The following is a 16,549-nucleotide window of genomic DNA, read 5'->3' as shown; positions in this document are numbered from 1 at the left end:
ATCACTTACTTCTTCTTATACTTCGTAACGCGGTCGTCTTGGATAACCCCTGACCAATTCAGCCCAAAAGTAAAATCATAAGAATTCCCGCTGGCATCCACATGAACTTCCATATCGTGGGCAGTATCTTCCAATTGAGTTTCCACCGTTTCCATGGAAGCCGGCAACTGTACTGGAAGCAAAGCAGAAGGTTCTGATTTCCCGCTGATCAAATCAAAAATAACCTGATCCTGGACTCCGAAGTGGAAGAAAATCCCTTGAACTTCTTTTTCGAATTCAGCCATAACCATTGGATTGTTTGCCTTGATGACAACCAATACAGGCTTATCTACCATTGCTTTCTTCGTATCCAGAATAGTTTTCAAATCCTGATAGTTAGCAGTTTCTACCGATTTGTTTTTATAGGATCTATTTGTAATGGTGGGCTCTAGGACTGGATCTCCTGCAGCAATGCTCTGCTCACGGGCGAGCTCAGCCTTATACGGGCCGTATTGCAAAGAAATAGGCACATACCCATTCCCACCCTTTTCTCTATCTGAAGGATCATAACCTGTCCCTGATTCAGGACTTTCAACGAATACCAAAGCCAAATCCGCTTCTTCAGCAGAGGAAACCAGCTCAAAGTATTTAGAGGCAATCTCCAAATTCACAGGATCAATCCACTTAGCCTCAGATTTGATCCCCCACCAGTTTGTGGTTGAAGGCAAATAACGCTGAGGAATAAAAACCTTTTTCTTGTCCTTAATAGGCAAAACCTGATTTTCATTTTTCAACAAAACCACAGACTTAAGTTGGGCTTCATATCCTTCCTGCATAAAGGCAGGATTTCCAACTTTTTGCTGGGTGGATTCAGGATCTAGATAAGGATTTTCAAACAAGCCGGCATTGAAAATATTTCTGAGTAATCGAACTGCGGATTGCTCAATTCGGGCTCTGGCTGCTTCAGGTCCTAATTCCTTTTCCATCATTTCGAAAGCTTCCAAAACAGGAACTTTATCATTATTTCCCCCAAACTGGTCTACACCAGCCATTAGCGCCTTAAAATGCCGCTCAGCTATGGTGGCGGATTCCATACCCCAAGGTTTGCCTGCGAAAACTTCCACCTTCGGACCTTCATTTCCTGTGACTCCCCAATCTGTACAGACTACTCCATCATATCCATACTCCCCTCTCAGAAGATCCGTAATCAAATAAGAAGAATAGGCATTCGCTACGATTTCTCCATTTTTATCCTGGCCGTAGGAAATGGTATAATAGGGCATGACAGCAGTTGCCTTTCCCGTTGGTCCATTCAGTTTAAAAGCTCCTTCGGTAAATGGGATCAGGTGGTCTGCAAAATTATTCCCCGGATAAACAGCAAACTTTCCGTAAGCAAAATGTCCATCTCTTCCCCCCTCTTCAGGTCCTCCACTCGGCCAATGCTTAACCATGGCATTTACACTATGGTATCCCCAGCCCCCAGAGATTTCCGCAGCTCCTGTAGAAGTCTGAAATCCATCCACATAGGCTCTAGCCATTTCAGCTGCCAGCCTGGAGTTTTCTCCAAATGTACCTTTGATTCGATTCCATCTAGGCTCAGTTCCCAGGTCAATCTGGGGTGAAAGAGCCGTTGAAATCCCTAAGGCTCGATATTCCTCGGAAGCAACCTCTCCAAATCTCTGAACTAAGGCAGGATCAAAAGTTGCTGCCATTCCCAAGGACTCTGGCCACATGGAAATTTGTCCACCTGCACCAGCATTGTATTCCGTACTTGCCACTGGACTATTTCTTGGATCAGAACTGTTATTCGCAGGAATTCCCATTCCTAGACCCTCCACGAAGGCCTGAACTTTGTTATTCCATTCTGCAGCAACTTTTGGACTCTCTACTCGAGTGATCAAGACATGACGGAGATTATCCTCCTCCAAAAACTTTTTTTGCTGATCTGAAATACTAGAAGTAGGCATCCCGCTTTCACTGATAGGCTTTCCATCATAAGTTCCAGCACCAAATCCTTGAGGATTAGCTGGAATAGACTGATGTGAGCTATAGAGCATCAATCCGGCGATCTGTTCTTTAGTCACTTTGGAAGCCAAATCTTTAGCTCTTTCCTCCACTGAAAGCCTCCAATCTTCATAGGGATCGAGGGTGCCGTTTTTATTTAAATCTTTAAATGCATAACCACCTTCTTTCAAGATTTTAATACCGGAAGTTGTCGAATACCCTAAAGTTTTTCCTTCCGTTTGGGAAAGAAGGATTATCGATTCGTTAAGTGATTGCTCAGAGATTTCATTTCCTCCACAGGATGCAAGCCCAATGGAAAAAATCAAAGAAGCCTTGATAACATTTTTCATTCAAATAGGATTTTATGAAAGAAGTGATTTTAATTCTTCCCCGCAATATCGGATTTTTATTGTCACAAATTGAAACAATAGGATTCTCATCACTAAAAATTACCGAAATTCAGTTACTTAGAGCTCAGATTCAGAGAATACCCTATTTTGCAAAAAATTAAACTTTACCCTATGAATTACCCGAAAAACCTACGTAGCCTATTGCTTTTGCTACTGGTACTTGGTTTGGGTCTTGCCTCTTGTTCCAAAAAGCGTGAAGGCAAACCCAAAGTCCTTGTGTTCAGTAAAACAGCTGGATTCTATCATGAATCCATCCCGAATGGGATTGCAGCCATTCAAAAACTCGGAGCCGAAAACGGCTTTGAGGTAGACACTACCAAAAATGCGGAAAACATCAACGAAGAAAACTTAGCGCAATATGCGGCAGTAATCTTTGTGAGCACTACTGGAGATGTTTTGAATCATTACCAGGAAGCTGATTTTGAACGCTACATCCAATCAGGAGGAGGATTTGTGGGTATTCATGCCGCTGCCGATTCTGAATACGATTGGGGATGGTATGGAAGATTGGTAGGAGGATACTTCGCCGATCACCCGGGCATCAACGATCCACATCCAAATGTTCAGCCAGGCAAAATCACCAAAACAGGAGAAAAACATCCTTCCGCGGATTTTTTGCCTGAGTCTTGGGAAAGAACTGACGAATGGTACAGCTATAAAAAGGTCAATCCAAACACCAAAAAACTTCTGATGCTAGACGAATCATCCTATCAGGGTGGATTGGATATGGGCGAACACCCGATTGCTTGGTATCATGACTTCGATGGTGGCCGAGCTTGGTATACCGGTGGCGGACATACCAAAGAATCCTTTGAAGAAGCCGACTTTTTGAAGCATTTGCTGGCAGGTATTCTATATGCAATCGGTGATAATAACCAATTGGATTACAGCAAAGCAAAATCCAAGAGAACTCCTGAAGAAAACCGATTTACCAAAACCACCCTTTCTGTAGGTGAATTTACCGAACCAACAGAAATGACCGTTTTACCTAATTTGGACATTTTGGTGGCCCAAAGAAGAGGCGAAATCGTGCACTACAATAACGCCACAGGGGAGCTAAAAGAAATCGTCAAATTGGATGTTTACTGGAAGGCTGAGGTGCAGGGAGTCAATGCCGAAGAAGGCTTGATGGGATTACAAAAGGATCCGAATTTCGCACAAAACAACTGGATTTATGCCTACTACTCTCCTACAGGAGATAAGGAAATCAACAGGCTTTCCAGATTTAAATTTGTGAATGGAGTATGGGACATGGGATCTGAACAGATCATTTTGGAACTGTATTCCCAGCGCAACATTTGCTGCCATACAGGTGGATCTATTGCTTTTGATGCAGAAGGAAATCTATTCCTTTCCACCGGTGACAATTCTACTCCATTCAACCAGCCAAATTCTAAGTATACCTTGAATGGCTATGCTCCATTGGACGGTAGAGAAGGAAACAAGCAATGGGATGCCAGAAGAAGCTCTGGTAACTCCAATGATTTGAGAGGTAAAATCCTCCGAATCAAGGTGGCTGAAGATGGAAGCTACACCATTCCTGAAGGAAATCTTTATCCTCAAGGCACTGAAGGCACCCGACCTGAAATTTTTGTTCAAGGTCTTAGAAATCCATATAGAATCTCAGTTGACCAAAAGACTGGTTTCTTGTATTGGGGTGAAGTAGGTCCTGATGCCAATAATGATTCCCTGGATGTCAAAGGTCCAAGAGGCTACGACGAGGTAAATCAAGCCAGAAAAGCAGGTCATTTCGGCTGGCCGTACACCATTGGAAATAATTTCTCTTACAGAGAATTTAACTACGAAACAGGCGAACATGGACGGGCTTTTGACCCAGCTGGTCCTGAAAATAATTCACCTCACAATACTGGATTGAAGAAATTACCGCCTGTGGAGCCAGCTTTCATTTGGTATCCTTATGCAGTATCTCCAGACTTCCCTCAAGTCGGTACAGGAGGTAGAAATGCGATGGCAGGTCCCGTTTATTATTCAAACATGTATCCAGCGGATACCAGAATACCGGATTATTTTGATGGTAAATTCTTTATCTATGACTGGATCAGAGGATGGATCAAGGTAGTGACCATGCAGGAAAATGGGGATTTTGACAAAATGGAACCGTTCATGCCAGGCACTAAATTCAATGCCTTGATGGATATGGAAATGGGTCCAGACGGAAAAATCTACATTCTGGAATATGGTAACGGTTGGTTTACTAAAAATCCGGATGCTGGATTATTCAGAATTGATTTCAATGGAGGAAACAGAGCACCTGTAGTTTCTTCACTTACCGTGGATAAAACTTCAGGTAGCAATCCATTGACAGTGACCTTTACAGCTACTGCAAGTGATCCTGAAAAAGATCCGATGACTTATACCTGGGATCTTGGAAATGGGGAAACTCAAACCACTCAGGAACCAAGCTTAACTTATACCTACCAGACTGTAGGCGACTTTGAAATCAAAGTTTCTGCCGCCGACCCAGCAGGAATGCAGGGAAGCAGCCTTCCAGTTTCGGTTTATTCTGGAAATTTTGCTCCTGAAGTAAAGATCTCGATTCAAGGCAACCAGTCTTTCTATTTCCCAGGTAAAAAGGTGGCATATTCTGTTAGCGTAAGTGATCAGGATGACCCTAATGCCGGAAATGATTTGTCTTCCCTAATTGTATCGGCAGATTATCTTCAAGGAATCGACATGGCTGAGGCTGATATGGGCCACAAAGTCATGACCGAAGCGATGACTGGAAAAGCTTTAGTACAATCTCTGACTTGTAAAACTTGCCATAAAGAAAGTGAAACCTCCATTGGCCCAGCTTATACTGATGTGGCTAAGAAATACCGAGAAAGAGACCGAAACTACTTACTGGACAAAATCCGCAAAGGTGGCGGAGGAGTTTGGGGTGAAACAGCCATGCCTGCCAACCCAGACCTAAAAGCTGCTGACGCAAATGCATTGGTCACTTATATTCTTTCTCTAAGAAGAGAGCAGAAGCCAAACCTTCCAGCTAGTGGTTCACTTGATCCTACTCTTGGAAAGACTGCCTCACCTACCGGAGCTTTGGTAATTTCTTCCAGCTACACGGATAAAGGTGGAGAAAATATCAAACCATTGACTGGGGTGAGCACCTTAGTTTTGACCTCCAATTCCCCAAGTTTGGCTTTGGCAAGAGAATTCGCAGGCTACAATAAAATGGTCTTCAATGGTCAAACCTTATTGACTATTCCTGCTGAAACAGGATCGTTTGCATTTCCTGCTACAGATCTGACAGGTATTGGTTCAGTTTCTTTGAATCTTGCCATCCAAGGAGAAATCACAAAACCTCTCACTTTCGAGATCAGACAAGATAGCCCAACAGGACCTGTTGTCGGTCAGGGAGCGGTAAATCCTGGAAAAGGAATGGAAGTACCTGGAATGCCAATTCCTATGCACATGACGAGCTTACAAGTGACTGGCGGACAAGACGGCCAAAAACATAAGCTTTACTTTGTCAGCAATGCTCAAGGATCTGACTTAGGCACAGCAATTTTGATTGGTATTACCTTCAACGCCAAGTAATCCATTGAATTATTAAAAGTAAAAAGCCATTCCGAAGTATCGGAATGGCTTTTTTTATGTCTTAGGAAATCAAGTTTTAATCCTTGAATTCAAAGTTATTTCATAGGGGAAAAAGGCAAAGTCTTAAAGAAAATTGCATCTACTTTTTCTACAATTTTTCCTGAAGCCTCAGATGCATCTCTTGCCTTGATCCACTCAGGATCTGTTCTGAATCTGTCAAAAGCAGCATTAAATGCATCCTTAGAATCGTGACCCAATAGATATACCAGCTTAGGCTGACTTCCATCTTTCTCTACAGTCAACCAATATGGATAATTCTTCAATCCCTGCTTTTCAAATAAGGCTCTGGTGTGATCTCTAAATCTTGCCTGGATATTCTCAATTTTCCCGGGAAAACAATAATAGGTTCTCATTTGGAAAATCCCGCTTCCAGTAGGAATTGGAGTATCATTCAGTTCGGGAGCCAAAACCATAAAGGTCTGATCGATTTTAGCGACCAAAGGTCCATTGACGTGGGAAGCCTCATAGGCCGCTTTCCACTCCGGATCATTCAAAAACTTTTCCCAGCTGGCTTCCCTGGACGCTTCATCAGGATAGCCTAGGATATAAGTCATGGAGTTGTCCGTATTCTCATCCGGGATAAAGTAGATGATGTTTTCCATTCCCGCTTTTTCAAAAAGCTTCATCGTGTGATTTTCGAATCGCTTGATCAAATCAGGTAATTTACCTGGGTGAGCGTAGTATTTTCTGATTTCGAAATACTTGGATTTGGACACTTTTGGCAGCTGCGCGAAAGCTCCGAAGGCCATAAAAAAGGCCAAAGCTAAGAGCATGATTTTTTTCATAAGGTTAATGGGTTTAAATGGTTTTTATTGAATAGTTAGAAAATCGATTTTTAGATAAGTCCATGGTCAATGGACAATAAACTAATTCACTTTTTCCAAGCCTTATATAAAGCTGGGCTAAGGACGAGTGCGATGATGGCCAAGCCGAAAGTCTCCCTGTTTTCTTCCATCTGCTGAGTTTTCATGGTCAAGTCTTTTTGGGCCCATTCCTGAGATATCCAATCTCCCACCCCGCCTGGGAAGAAGTAAATGGCTCCTAAAACAGCCACCACCACAGTAACCGTCAATGGTATTTTAGGAAAAATCCCTCTCACACCAAGTAGACAAAAGACCATAGCTACTCCATAAATGCTTACCCAAACTTCAGGATCGGGGTCGTTAAACTGCCAATAGGCGAAAAGGGCAAAGAGGAAAAACCAAATTCCGAAGAAGTATTTATTGAATTTCATACGATTTTGGGTTGAATTTTTTAAAACTAAGCATTTTAAAAAAGAATCAAGCCGTCTTGGGATATTCGGCAAAAGAGATTTTTGTCAGGAAAAATTCAGGTATTTTGGTTCGGAAAACAAAAGCTGGGCATGGTCGAGATAAAAGCGGCATCCACCTCTTCTGATTTAGAAGGAATTTTGGCACTTCAATGGGCCAACCACCTAAGTACTATTTCTTCTGAAGAAAAATCCAAAGAAGGGTTTGTCACCGTACGACACACTATGGAACAATTGGCAGCGATGAATGCTCTCGCCCCTCACATCATTGCCAAAGATGAAGAAGAGGTGGTGGGCTATATTTTAGCCATGACAAAGGCTTCCAGAAATTTAGTACCTGTTTTGGTCCCCATGTTCGAGCAATTTGATCAGCTCAATTTTAAAGGAAAAAAAGTGGCTGAAATGGACTACATGGTGATCGGGCAGATTTGTGTTGGAAAAAATCAACGCGGAACTGGACTTTTTGATCAGATGTACAAAGCTTACCAAGAAGCCTACTCACCCTCATACGAGTTTGCCATCACAGAAATTGCCTTGAGCAATACCAGGTCTCTGGCTGCACATCAACGAGTGGGGTTTAGAACAATTCATGAATTTGCCGACCAAACCCAACCTTGGGCAATCGTAGCTTGGGATTGGAAATAAATTTCCAGAAGCAGGTCAGAGAAGGATAGTTAAGGCTTGATAATGAGCTATTTTCAAACTACTTATAGGGTAATAAGTAATTGATTGGGTAAGGGAAACGGGAGTCAAAAGCTCCCGTTTTTAATTTTCAAAAAGGTTGAATACCGGATTGGACCAACGAGATTTCTCCAATAAAACTTCAAGCTCCTCCACGATTTGGGGATTTTGGGCTGCCAAATCTGTCAGCTCCCCCGGATCATTTTTAAGATCAAAAAGCTCAACAGACGTTTTTGAGGAATCCTTGACTTGATATTTGACCAACTTCCAGTCTCCTTTTCTCAGCGCCTGCCTTCCGCCCAATTCATGGAATTCCCAGTATAAAGTTTCATGCTCCGCTTGATTTCCTTTTCCTAGAAGAGTCGGAACCAAAGAAATTCCATCAATACCATCTGGAGATTTTTCGCCTAAAAGTTCAGCAAAAGTAGGCAACCAATCCCAAAAGGCAGAAACATGATCCGAACTGGAATTGGCTTTGATTTTTCCTGGCCATTTGACCACGAGCGGCACATGAATTCCTCCTTCATACAAATCCCTTTTATATCCTCTAAACGGCCCGTTGGAATCAAAAAAGTCCGGATCGGCACCACCCTCTCGGTGAGCACCATTATCTGAGGTGAAAACAATCAGCGTATTTTCGCTCAATCCCAATTCTTCCAACTTCGAAACAACCTCCCCTACATATCGATCGATTCGCTCCACCATGGCAGCAAAAGCAGCATGCGGATAAGGCTCACTTTGGTAGCCGGGAATTTTCATCTCAGGTCCATAATCCCCACCTGGAGGAGCCAAATGAGGTTTTTCTTCTCCGAATTTATTTCTGTATTTCTGGAAAAGCCCATCATCAGGCGCTGCCAATTCTGCATGAGGGGTGACGATAGGCATAAAAAGAAAGAAAGGCATATCCTTATTTTTCTCAATAAAAGCCAGAGATTCCTTTTGGATCAAATCCGGAGCATAGGTAACCTTATTCGTCCAATCGTTTCCAGGCAAGTTTACCTGAACTCCGTTTTGCCAGAGGTAGGCAGGATAGTAGCGGTGCGCATACCGCTGGCAGAGGTAGCCATAAAATTCTCCAAACCCTTGATTGAGCGGATCGCCTGTAGTTTCGTTCATCCCTAATCCCCATTTCCCAAAGGCTCCAGTGACATAACCTGCTTTTTGGAAAACTTTTGAAATAGTCATCAAGGTATCCGGCATCGGATATTGACCCTCAGGTTGAACTTCCGAATTCCCTCGAATCGGGGTATGTCCGGTATGCAATCCAGTCATAAAAGCTGATCGGGATGGTGCACAGACTGTGGCTCCGGAATAATGGTTGGTGAAAACCATTCCCTCAGCAGCCAATCGATCGATGTTTGGAGTCTCTATGTACTGCTGACCTAAAAAGCCTAAATCCCCGTAACCTAAATCATCGGCTAGAATAAAAATCACATTTGGGGGAGATTTCAGAGGAGCTTCGCTTTGGTTTTTCCCTTGAAATGAAAATAAAACCAATGCTAAAAAGATAACCAGACAGTGCTTCATTCTGGAATTTAGGCTATTAGCCTAAAAAACAAAAACGGGAAGAGTTTCTAGCGAAATCTTCCCGTTTAATAAGCTGAAAACCATAGCCTTCAACTTATTCCAAACTACTGTTCAAAGACTTTTCCCAGTTGCCCAGGTCAAAATTCTGATGTTTGAAGCCTCCTCGAAAGGATTGTCCCTTTTTAGATACCAGTGTCACAGTTCTGCGGTTGCCCATCTCAAACTTTTATTTCTAAAAGCTCCTTCCTGTCAGGTATCCCGAATCTGCTCTGGGAGCATTTTCAGGGCCGATCTAGTGTAGCACTTCTGCGGTGGTCCGTTTCAAATCGATGCAGCTAAGCCTCGATTCCTTTGTGCCCGATTGGCGTTTTGTTTCCGAAGAAACTCAGCCGACTGACTCACTTGTTTTGCGCTTTTGGAGTTACCTCTTTCAACCTTCCGTTTGCACTTCCAGTCTTTCACGCCAAGTTATTTGAATTGTCCTAAGACTTTTCAAACTCAGTCTAATCGTTGTTGGCACTTCTGCGGTTACCCGTCTCAGAAACTCTTCCGAAGATTTGTTCCCCTTTGCGCCCGATCTCAAACTTTCAAACTTGAATCCGGGATCGTATTCCCGGCCTTTTATCTCTCATTTGGTATAATCAAAGTTGCATCATATTCTACCTGAATACAAGTTTTCCAAACCTTATTTTCCCACAATTTTCCCCCACAAAATTTTATGTAAAAGAACAGGTTGTTCACCGTAATTTTTGACTTATCCACAAAATCCCGGGATTTCCAGAACCTTATTTGGCAAATCCTAATTCGCACTACCTTCCTCCCCTTTTATTCTTTGCCGATTCCCATTAACTTATTCCAAACAATAGGACCCAAAACCAAAATCCCATGAATCCAAGACGAAGATTTATTAAATATTCTGCCTTGACTACAGCAGGAATTTTAGCTTCCCCAGCCTTACTTCAAGCCAAAAGGCGGATAGCTCCAAGTGATCAAATCCGAGTAGGTCTTATTGGCGCCAACAATATGGGTTTTGGAATTCTTCGCCATCACCTTGCCTTACCCGAAGTGGTCTGTGCAGGAATATGCGATATTGATCAGAACGTATTGGATCGACGGATAAAGGAGGTGAATGATTTAACCGGTAAATCTCCGGAGCGATTTACGGATTTTAGAAAGCTTCTGGAGAAAAAGGATTTGGATGCCGTCATCATTGGTACGCCTGACCATTGGCATTGTCTGATAGCCACTGCGGCATGTGAAGCAGGAAAGGACGTCTATGTAGAAAAACCTATGGCTAACTCGATCGGAGAATGCGACCTGATGGCACAGGCTGCATCCAACTATGGCCGAATCATGCAGGTTGGTCAGCAGCAGCGCTCCGGACAGGCCTTTATCGAATCCAGGGAACTTGTCAAAAGCGGGTATTTGGGCAAAATCCGGAAAGTGAATATCTGGTCCAATTTCAACTACGGTTTGGGTAATCTGAAGAAATCCCCAACACCCGTCCCGGATGGAGTGGATTATGATTTTTGGCTAGGCCCTGCCCCGAAGAGAGACTTTAATCCCAATCGATTCCATGGTAGCTGGAGGCATTTTTGGGATTATGGAGGAGGGCTAATGTCAGACTGGGGAGTCCATTTATTGGATATGGCGATCTGGATCGAGGAAAATCCAGCCGCTCCGAGCAGGGTACTTACCTATGCCAGTAATGTCAATCTGGAAAATCGGGATCGGGATACCTTTGACACGATGAATGTCCTATATCCTAAAAAAGACTTTTTGATTAACTACGACATGAATGGTGGACTACAAACTGGCCCGTATGGAAAACCTTATGGGATAGGATATGTAGGGGAAAAAGGAACCTTAGTCGTTAATCGAAATGGATATGAAATCTATCCAGAATGGGACCCCGAGGCAAAAGCACCAAAGATCGAAGCCAAAAAACTGGAAGGCATGAAGGAATCCCATAACCTCCATGTGGCCAATTTTGTGGAATGCATCAAAACCCGAAACCAAACTATTTGCCCTCCAGAAGCTGGGAGAATCGCGGCACTTCATGCCCATATTCCCAATATCGCCGCTCGGGTTGGGGCAGAGGAATTAATTTGGAATGATGCAAAACGGGAATTTGAAGGGAACAAAGCGGCCAATGAACTGGTCTGGCCTAGCTATCGGGAACCATGGGTTTTGCCTAAAGGGTAGAATTTACGATTTCAGCATCCCTCTTTTCAATTCAGCTTTATCCTCAAAAGAAAGCTATCTGCAGTCATGTAGAGGTTTTTTTCTCCCAAATCAAACCCACAATTAGCGGTGCCGTTTTCAGTCAGAATCGTACCTATATGCTTCCCTTCTGGACTCAAGACTAGCACCCCTCCAGGACCTGTTGCAAAAATCATCCCGCTCGAATGAACCTTCAATCCATCCGGTAGCCCTTTTCGGGTTTCACTTTGTAGAGAAGTGGCATCAAATAGCACCCTACCGGAAACTACATTTCCTTGCTCATCCAAATCGAAGGCATAATACTTCGCCTTTTCCGGATCGGACTGCGCGATATATAAAGTCTTCTGATCTGGACTCAAGCCAATTCCATTAGGTCTGGAAAGGGAATCCACTAAGAGATTTACTTTTCCATCCGAATCCAATCGATAAACACCCTGAAAATCCAATTTTTTCTCATCCCAAGGGTCCATTCCGTAAGGTGGATCTGTGAAAAAGAGTTGTCCTTTGGAATTATAAACCAGGTCATTTGGACTATTGAAACGCTTGCCTTCAAATCCCGTCGCAAGTGCTTCAAATTCAGGTTTTGGAGTGATTAATGGAGAAAGCATTTTCCCCACCTGCCTTTCTCCATGCTGGCAAAGGATCAGGTTGCCTTCTGAATCTAATGCCAAGCCATTAGCTCCAGGCTCTCGCTTGTCTGTTCGATCCCCCAGATAACCCGAAGGGGTCAAATAAAGAGCTAAGCTATCCTTCTCGGTCCATTTCCATATTTTATTAGTAGGAACATCGGTAAAAATCAAGGCCTGCTGTTCCTCCAACCAAAGCGGACCTTCGGCCCATTCGAAGCCCGATGCCAACACTTCGATTTGGGCATCCTCAGAAATCAGGGCATTTATTACAGCATCCAATCGCTCGACTGAGCCGATCGTCATGACTTCCTGCTCAACGGATTCCTGAGATTTCGGAGTGGAGCATGCACCGAAGGCAAAAAGGATAAACCAAAAGGAATTTTTCATGAGGGGTTGGTTTTGAGAAAGATGAAGGTCATTTTTCCTATTGTCTTGTAACTCTAACAAATTACAAATTTGTTTTTATAGAAAGGTAGGATCGAGAGTCAGGAAAAGCTTTGGTAAAGCTTTTAGCTAAAGACCAGATTTAAGGGGAGGCAATCTAAACCCAGTCCTAATCAACTTTCTCCTTAGCTCATTGGAGGAAAGCTAAACTGGACGATATGTCTTTTATAATGAGTCCAATGGGATTTTAAGCTTGAATTTGTAAGCGTTTCCAGCCTTAAAGGAACTGCAATCATAGGGAGAGCAATCTCTACTCTCATTAACAAATTCAAAGCTACCATTAGACAACTTTTTCAAAACATTAATTGTGAATCGAGAATACTGTTCATTGTAGGGGACGACTAGATGAAATTTTCCTTGGCTATCCGTCTCAACTGTATCCTCTCTGACAATACTAGGAATGGTAAGGAATGGAGACTTTTCATAAACACTGAATAATAACGTGACTTTGGGAATTTCCCGGCCAGTCTGAAGATCGACCACTTCTCCAGAAAAGATGGTTGGCTCCTCTATTTCGCATCCTTGAATTAATAGGACACAAAAAAATTGCATTACTATCTTAGATATCTTATGATACAACCTCATGTTAAAAAACTCTATCTATTCAATAATTATTGAAAACTCATTCTCTTCTAAAAATATTCAAACCCCTTTGAAACTCACAATTTTTCTACCTGTCCAAATCCAGATTTCTTTACACACGTCTGAGTTGGATTTAGGACTAAAGCCCGCTCGCCTGCGCGTTCTTTCCTCGCTTAGCAATTAGCTTTTCCCTAATTTTTTCTCTTCTATAAAAAGCTAGGGGATCGGCTTCTCCTCCACTTTGGATTCGGGCTTCTCTAACCAAAGCCCTCACATCAGTTAAAAATGCCTCCTGAAGCACTTCTTGAGCTCCTACCACATCACCTTCAATCTGACATTGGGAAAGCTTCTTCCTATCCACCAAAAGGGCTTTGGCATAAGCCTGTGAAATGGCCTCTAAAGCCTGAATCAAATCTTCAATGGGGTCTTTGACATTGTGGCTGGCATCGATCATCCAGGAGATGGAATCCCAAGCCTGAGCTCCATCTGAGGATCCGCCTATCAACTCGCAAAAGATTAGAAAAAGCTGATACGGCTTGATGCTTCCCGTACTCAGATCATCGTCTCCATATTTGCTGTCATTGAAATGGAATCCAGCCAGGAGATCCAAATGCATCAGGGTAGCAACAATTTGCTCGATATTAGTATTAGGCAAATGATGTCCTAAGTCCACCAGTACTTTTGCCTGATCTCCTAATTGATGACAAATTAATGCCGAAGTCCCCCAATCCGGAATGACGGTATGGTAAAAATTGGGTTCGTAAGGTTTGTACTCCAAGAGCAATTTCCAGTCAGAAGGCAATCCGGCATAAATTTCTTTGAGCGAATCTGTGGTCCATTGAAGGCTATTTCTAAAGTTCGCCTGTCCGGGAAAATTACTTCCATCCGCCAGCCAAACAGTCAAGCCTTTGCTTCCCAAGCTTTTTCCAATTTCAATCACCTGAAGGTTATGCTCTACTGCCTGAGCTCGAACTAATGAATCGGCATTGCTCAGCGAACCCATTTTATAGGAAAGCGTCTGTCCGTAATCCTGAAACGTATTACTGTTCATCGCATCAAAACCAATCCCAAGACTTGATGCCTTTTGTTTTACAGCTTCCGCATCCTGAGGAATATCCCATGGGATGTGCAATGAAACCGCATCCGTGCGCTTGGTGATTTTGGCTAAAAGTCCAATATCCTCCAGCTTTTCCTCCAAATTTCTAGGCTCTCCGCCAATAGAAAATCGTCCAAATCGAGTTCCCCCAGCTCCAAGCGCCCAACTGGGCACTGCGATTTGAAATTTGGCAATTTTTGAAATCAGAGACTCAACGTCCATTCCTTTGGAGACCAATTGCTCTGAAAGTAGAGAAAAAGACCGGTTGTGAAAGTCGGTTGACATGGGGTGTTGGTTATTAGTTATCGATTATCTGTTGTGAGTTTTCACATTTTGGTTAAAGTATATGGACTATGGACTCATCCCTGATCACTGCCAGCTGGTTTATTGATCCAAAAAGGAGCACTCGCAATCCATGCTACCATTCCAATTCCCATGGCAATTTTCATGGTTCCCATTTCCATGGAGCCCATAAAGAATAAAACCGGAGGGACGATTGTCAATAGCAATCCTAATAAAGAAAAAACTTTAGCTAGATTTTTCATAAGGCAAGGGATGGTTTGGTAGGGTACTTGAGTTTAGAGAGAATTACGAAGATCGCCACAGCTACGAACCAACCTGGCAGCCCGAGGAAGAATATTTCCACTCCATACATCAGATTCAATCCAAGGCAGAATCCCAAAGTTAGAACCCAGCTCAAAAGAGCCGGAAGACTAAAATTTGACCCTGAGGACAAAGCTCCTTCAGCCTGAAAACCCATTTTCTTGGAGAAATAAAAATCCGCAAAAATTACAGCACCCATTGGCATTAAAAGTAATCCATAAAGGGCTACAAAATCGAGTAATTTCATCACCAGCGCTGGAAAGCAGGCAGCTATACTGGTAATTCCACCTACGATAGCGGTGATTTTCCAGGTTTGTACTTTGGGGAAAATTCCCTGCAAGGCCAAACCAGCTCGATAGATAGTTGGATTTGCTGTGGTCCAACCTGCAATCACCACACAAATTGCTCCTGCAATTCCTAAAGTTTGGTAGGCTATAGCTCCCGGAGCAAATTCCTGTGAGGTTGCATTGGCCTGAAGGAAAACCGCATACAAAATTCCTGAAGCAATCCAGGCCACAAAATGTCCCAAGTAAACGCCGGCGAAAGAAGTAAAGCCATATTTCCAGGATTTAGCATAGCGAAGAATGGTCAAATCGGACATTCCGATGTGCATGGCCATATTGCAAAACCATGCGAAAAAGATAATATGCCAAATGGAAAATCTGGACATTCCCGGTAATGGAACTCCATTCCAAATCACTTCCTGAGCGACAGAAATCAAGCTATCCGCAGAGTTCACCCCCAATTGAGCCAAACCAACGATAGCGGCAGCGAAAAATATCAAAATCATCCAAGGGGACATGATATTGGCAAATTTCGACACCTGAGAATAGCCTTGAATCGCTACCAAAGTAATCACTGCACCCATTAGCAAAACGGTCAAAATCCAGCCCGGAGTCCTGGGAAGCCAATCTGTAAGTGTTGGCATTTCTAAATCAAAAGGAATACCCACAGCCGTTGCAGAAACGGCAATCATGGACCCTGCCAAAAAGCAGAACATCAATGCATTAACCAGATTATACCATCGGACTACATTTTTACCAGCAATTCTTTCCAATTGATAATATAAGGTGAGTCTCTTGGAAGTAGCTATTGGAGCAGTAATCAATCCCCAACTAAGAACAGCCAAAAAATTTCCGATCAATAACCCAAATACAAGATCGCCTGCGCTGACTCCATGCGCTACGAATAAAGGCCCGATTACAAATTCAGTTCCTGCAGTATGCTCTCCCGCATACATTCCCAAAAAACTTTTGCTTCCCTTTAGACTGGAATCCGGAATTGGAGTTCGCTCATACTCATTCGTTTCAGCGACAATTTTTTTGAAGAATCGATTACTCATCTTGATTTTTTATAGAGGGAAATAAAAGTAAATTTGATTCTACCCCTATCCTGCCCTGTCCGAATTCATTTTAGACCTTTTGCAATCTTTTATTTTGCAAAAAAGGAATTTGGGAATAGATTTTAAAAATTAATCAAATGAATT

12 protein-coding genes are annotated in these 16,549 nt (G+C 42.9%); 3 read left to right on the top strand and 9 right to left on the bottom strand.

Annotated elements, in window-relative coordinates:
- Positions 1-5: 5 nt before the first annotated feature.
- Positions 6-2,333, bottom strand: coding sequence for a glycoside hydrolase family 3 protein (locus DFQ04_RS14815; protein WP_133557244.1), 2,328 nt, complete (start codon positions 2,331-2,333; stop codon positions 6-8).
- A 171-nt stretch (positions 2,334-2,504) separates the two neighbouring features.
- Between DFQ04_RS14815 and DFQ04_RS14810 the strand changes: the two genes are divergently transcribed.
- The gene (locus DFQ04_RS14810) at positions 2,505-5,948 is read left to right on the top strand and encodes a ThuA domain-containing protein (RefSeq protein WP_133557242.1); all 3,444 of its coding nucleotides are present in this window, start codon (positions 2,505-2,507) and stop codon (positions 5,946-5,948) included.
- A 95-nt stretch (positions 5,949-6,043) separates the two neighbouring features.
- Here the strand turns inward: DFQ04_RS14810 and DFQ04_RS14805 are convergent, their stop codons facing one another.
- Positions 6,044-6,793, bottom strand: a complete 750-nt coding sequence (locus DFQ04_RS14805) for an NIPSNAP family protein (RefSeq protein ID WP_133557240.1) — start codon at positions 6,791-6,793, stop codon at positions 6,044-6,046.
- A gap of 86 nt (positions 6,794-6,879) precedes the next feature.
- Positions 6,880-7,242: a transmembrane 220 family protein gene (locus DFQ04_RS14800; protein ID WP_133557238.1), complete on the bottom strand. Its 363-nt coding sequence runs from the start codon at positions 7,240-7,242 to the stop codon at positions 6,880-6,882.
- Between the two features lie 129 nt (positions 7,243-7,371).
- Between DFQ04_RS14800 and DFQ04_RS14795 the strand changes: the two genes are divergently transcribed.
- Entirely contained in the window at positions 7,372-7,923 is a 552-nt protein-coding gene (locus tag DFQ04_RS14795) for a GNAT family N-acetyltransferase (protein ID WP_133557236.1), read from the top strand.
- Positions 7,924-8,043: 120 nt separating this feature from the next.
- On the opposite strand, the gene DFQ04_RS14790 is transcribed toward DFQ04_RS14795, so the two are convergent.
- Positions 8,044-9,486 carry an arylsulfatase gene (locus DFQ04_RS14790; protein ID WP_133557234.1) on the bottom strand — a complete coding sequence of 481 codons (1,443 nt, stop codon included), beginning with the start codon at positions 9,484-9,486 and terminating at the stop codon, positions 8,044-8,046.
- A gap of 885 nt (positions 9,487-10,371) precedes the next feature.
- Here DFQ04_RS14790 and DFQ04_RS14785 point away from each other — a divergent pair.
- On the top strand, positions 10,372-11,691 hold the full coding sequence (locus DFQ04_RS14785; protein ID WP_133557232.1) for a Gfo/Idh/MocA family protein: 1,320 nt from the start codon (positions 10,372-10,374) through the stop codon (positions 11,689-11,691).
- Positions 11,692-11,717: 26 nt separating this feature from the next.
- Here the strand turns inward: DFQ04_RS14785 and DFQ04_RS14780 are convergent, their stop codons facing one another.
- The 5 genes from DFQ04_RS14780 to DFQ04_RS14760 form a co-directional block, all read right to left on the bottom strand.
- On the bottom strand, positions 11,718-12,725 hold the full coding sequence (locus DFQ04_RS14780) for an SMP-30/gluconolactonase/LRE family protein (protein WP_133557230.1): 1,008 nt from the start codon (positions 12,723-12,725) through the stop codon (positions 11,718-11,720).
- Between the two features lie 222 nt (positions 12,726-12,947).
- Positions 12,948-13,334, bottom strand: coding sequence for a hypothetical protein (locus DFQ04_RS14775; RefSeq protein WP_133557228.1), 387 nt, complete (start codon positions 13,332-13,334; stop codon positions 12,948-12,950).
- A 169-nt stretch (positions 13,335-13,503) separates the two neighbouring features.
- Entirely contained in the window at positions 13,504-14,745 is a 1,242-nt protein-coding gene (locus DFQ04_RS14770) for a TIM barrel protein (protein ID WP_133557226.1), read from the bottom strand.
- Positions 14,746-14,819: 74 nt separating this feature from the next.
- Entirely contained in the window at positions 14,820-15,005 is a 186-nt protein-coding gene (locus DFQ04_RS14765; protein ID WP_133557224.1) for a hypothetical protein, read from the bottom strand.
- Positions 15,002-16,405 carry a purine-cytosine permease family protein gene (locus DFQ04_RS14760; RefSeq protein WP_133557222.1) on the bottom strand — a complete coding sequence of 468 codons (1,404 nt, stop codon included), beginning with the start codon at positions 16,403-16,405 and terminating at the stop codon, positions 15,002-15,004. The genes DFQ04_RS14765 and DFQ04_RS14760 overlap by 4 nt, the downstream gene beginning before the upstream one ends.
- Between the last annotated feature and the right edge of the window lie 144 nt (positions 16,406-16,549).

Source organism: Algoriphagus boseongensis (genome assembly GCF_004362805.1).
In the GTDB taxonomy this organism is placed as follows: Bacteria; Bacteroidota; Bacteroidia; order Cytophagales; family Cyclobacteriaceae; genus Algoriphagus; species Algoriphagus boseongensis.
Note: the sequence above shows the minus strand (reverse complement) of the source record. Positions and strands in the feature narration are given on the sequence as shown.

Coding starts and splice junctions, on each gene's coding strand:
- DFQ04_RS14815 (WP_133557244.1), bottom strand. CDS start 2,333: ATGAAAAATGTTATCAAGGCTTCTTTGATTTTTTCCATTGGGCTTGCA.
- DFQ04_RS14795 (WP_133557236.1), top strand. CDS start 7,372: ATGGTCGAGATAAAAGCGGCATCCACCTCTTCTGATTTAGAAGGAATT.
- DFQ04_RS14760 (WP_133557222.1), bottom strand. CDS start 16,405: ATGAGTAATCGATTCTTCAAAAAAATTGTCGCTGAAACGAATGAGTAT.
- DFQ04_RS14810 (WP_133557242.1), top strand. CDS start 2,505: ATGAATTACCCGAAAAACCTACGTAGCCTATTGCTTTTGCTACTGGTA.
- DFQ04_RS14785 (WP_133557232.1), top strand. CDS start 10,372: ATGAATCCAAGACGAAGATTTATTAAATATTCTGCCTTGACTACAGCA.
- DFQ04_RS14790 (WP_133557234.1), bottom strand. CDS start 9,486: ATGAAGCACTGTCTGGTTATCTTTTTAGCATTGGTTTTATTTTCATTT.
- DFQ04_RS14765 (WP_133557224.1), bottom strand. CDS start 15,005: ATGAAAAATCTAGCTAAAGTTTTTTCTTTATTAGGATTGCTATTGACA.
- DFQ04_RS14775 (WP_133557228.1), bottom strand. CDS start 13,334: ATGCAATTTTTTTGTGTCCTATTAATTCAAGGATGCGAAATAGAGGAG.
- DFQ04_RS14780 (WP_133557230.1), bottom strand. CDS start 12,725: ATGAAAAATTCCTTTTGGTTTATCCTTTTTGCCTTCGGTGCATGCTCC.
- DFQ04_RS14805 (WP_133557240.1), bottom strand. CDS start 6,793: ATGAAAAAAATCATGCTCTTAGCTTTGGCCTTTTTTATGGCCTTCGGA.
- DFQ04_RS14800 (WP_133557238.1), bottom strand. CDS start 7,242: ATGAAATTCAATAAATACTTCTTCGGAATTTGGTTTTTCCTCTTTGCC.
- DFQ04_RS14770 (WP_133557226.1), bottom strand. CDS start 14,745: ATGTCAACCGACTTTCACAACCGGTCTTTTTCTCTACTTTCAGAGCAA.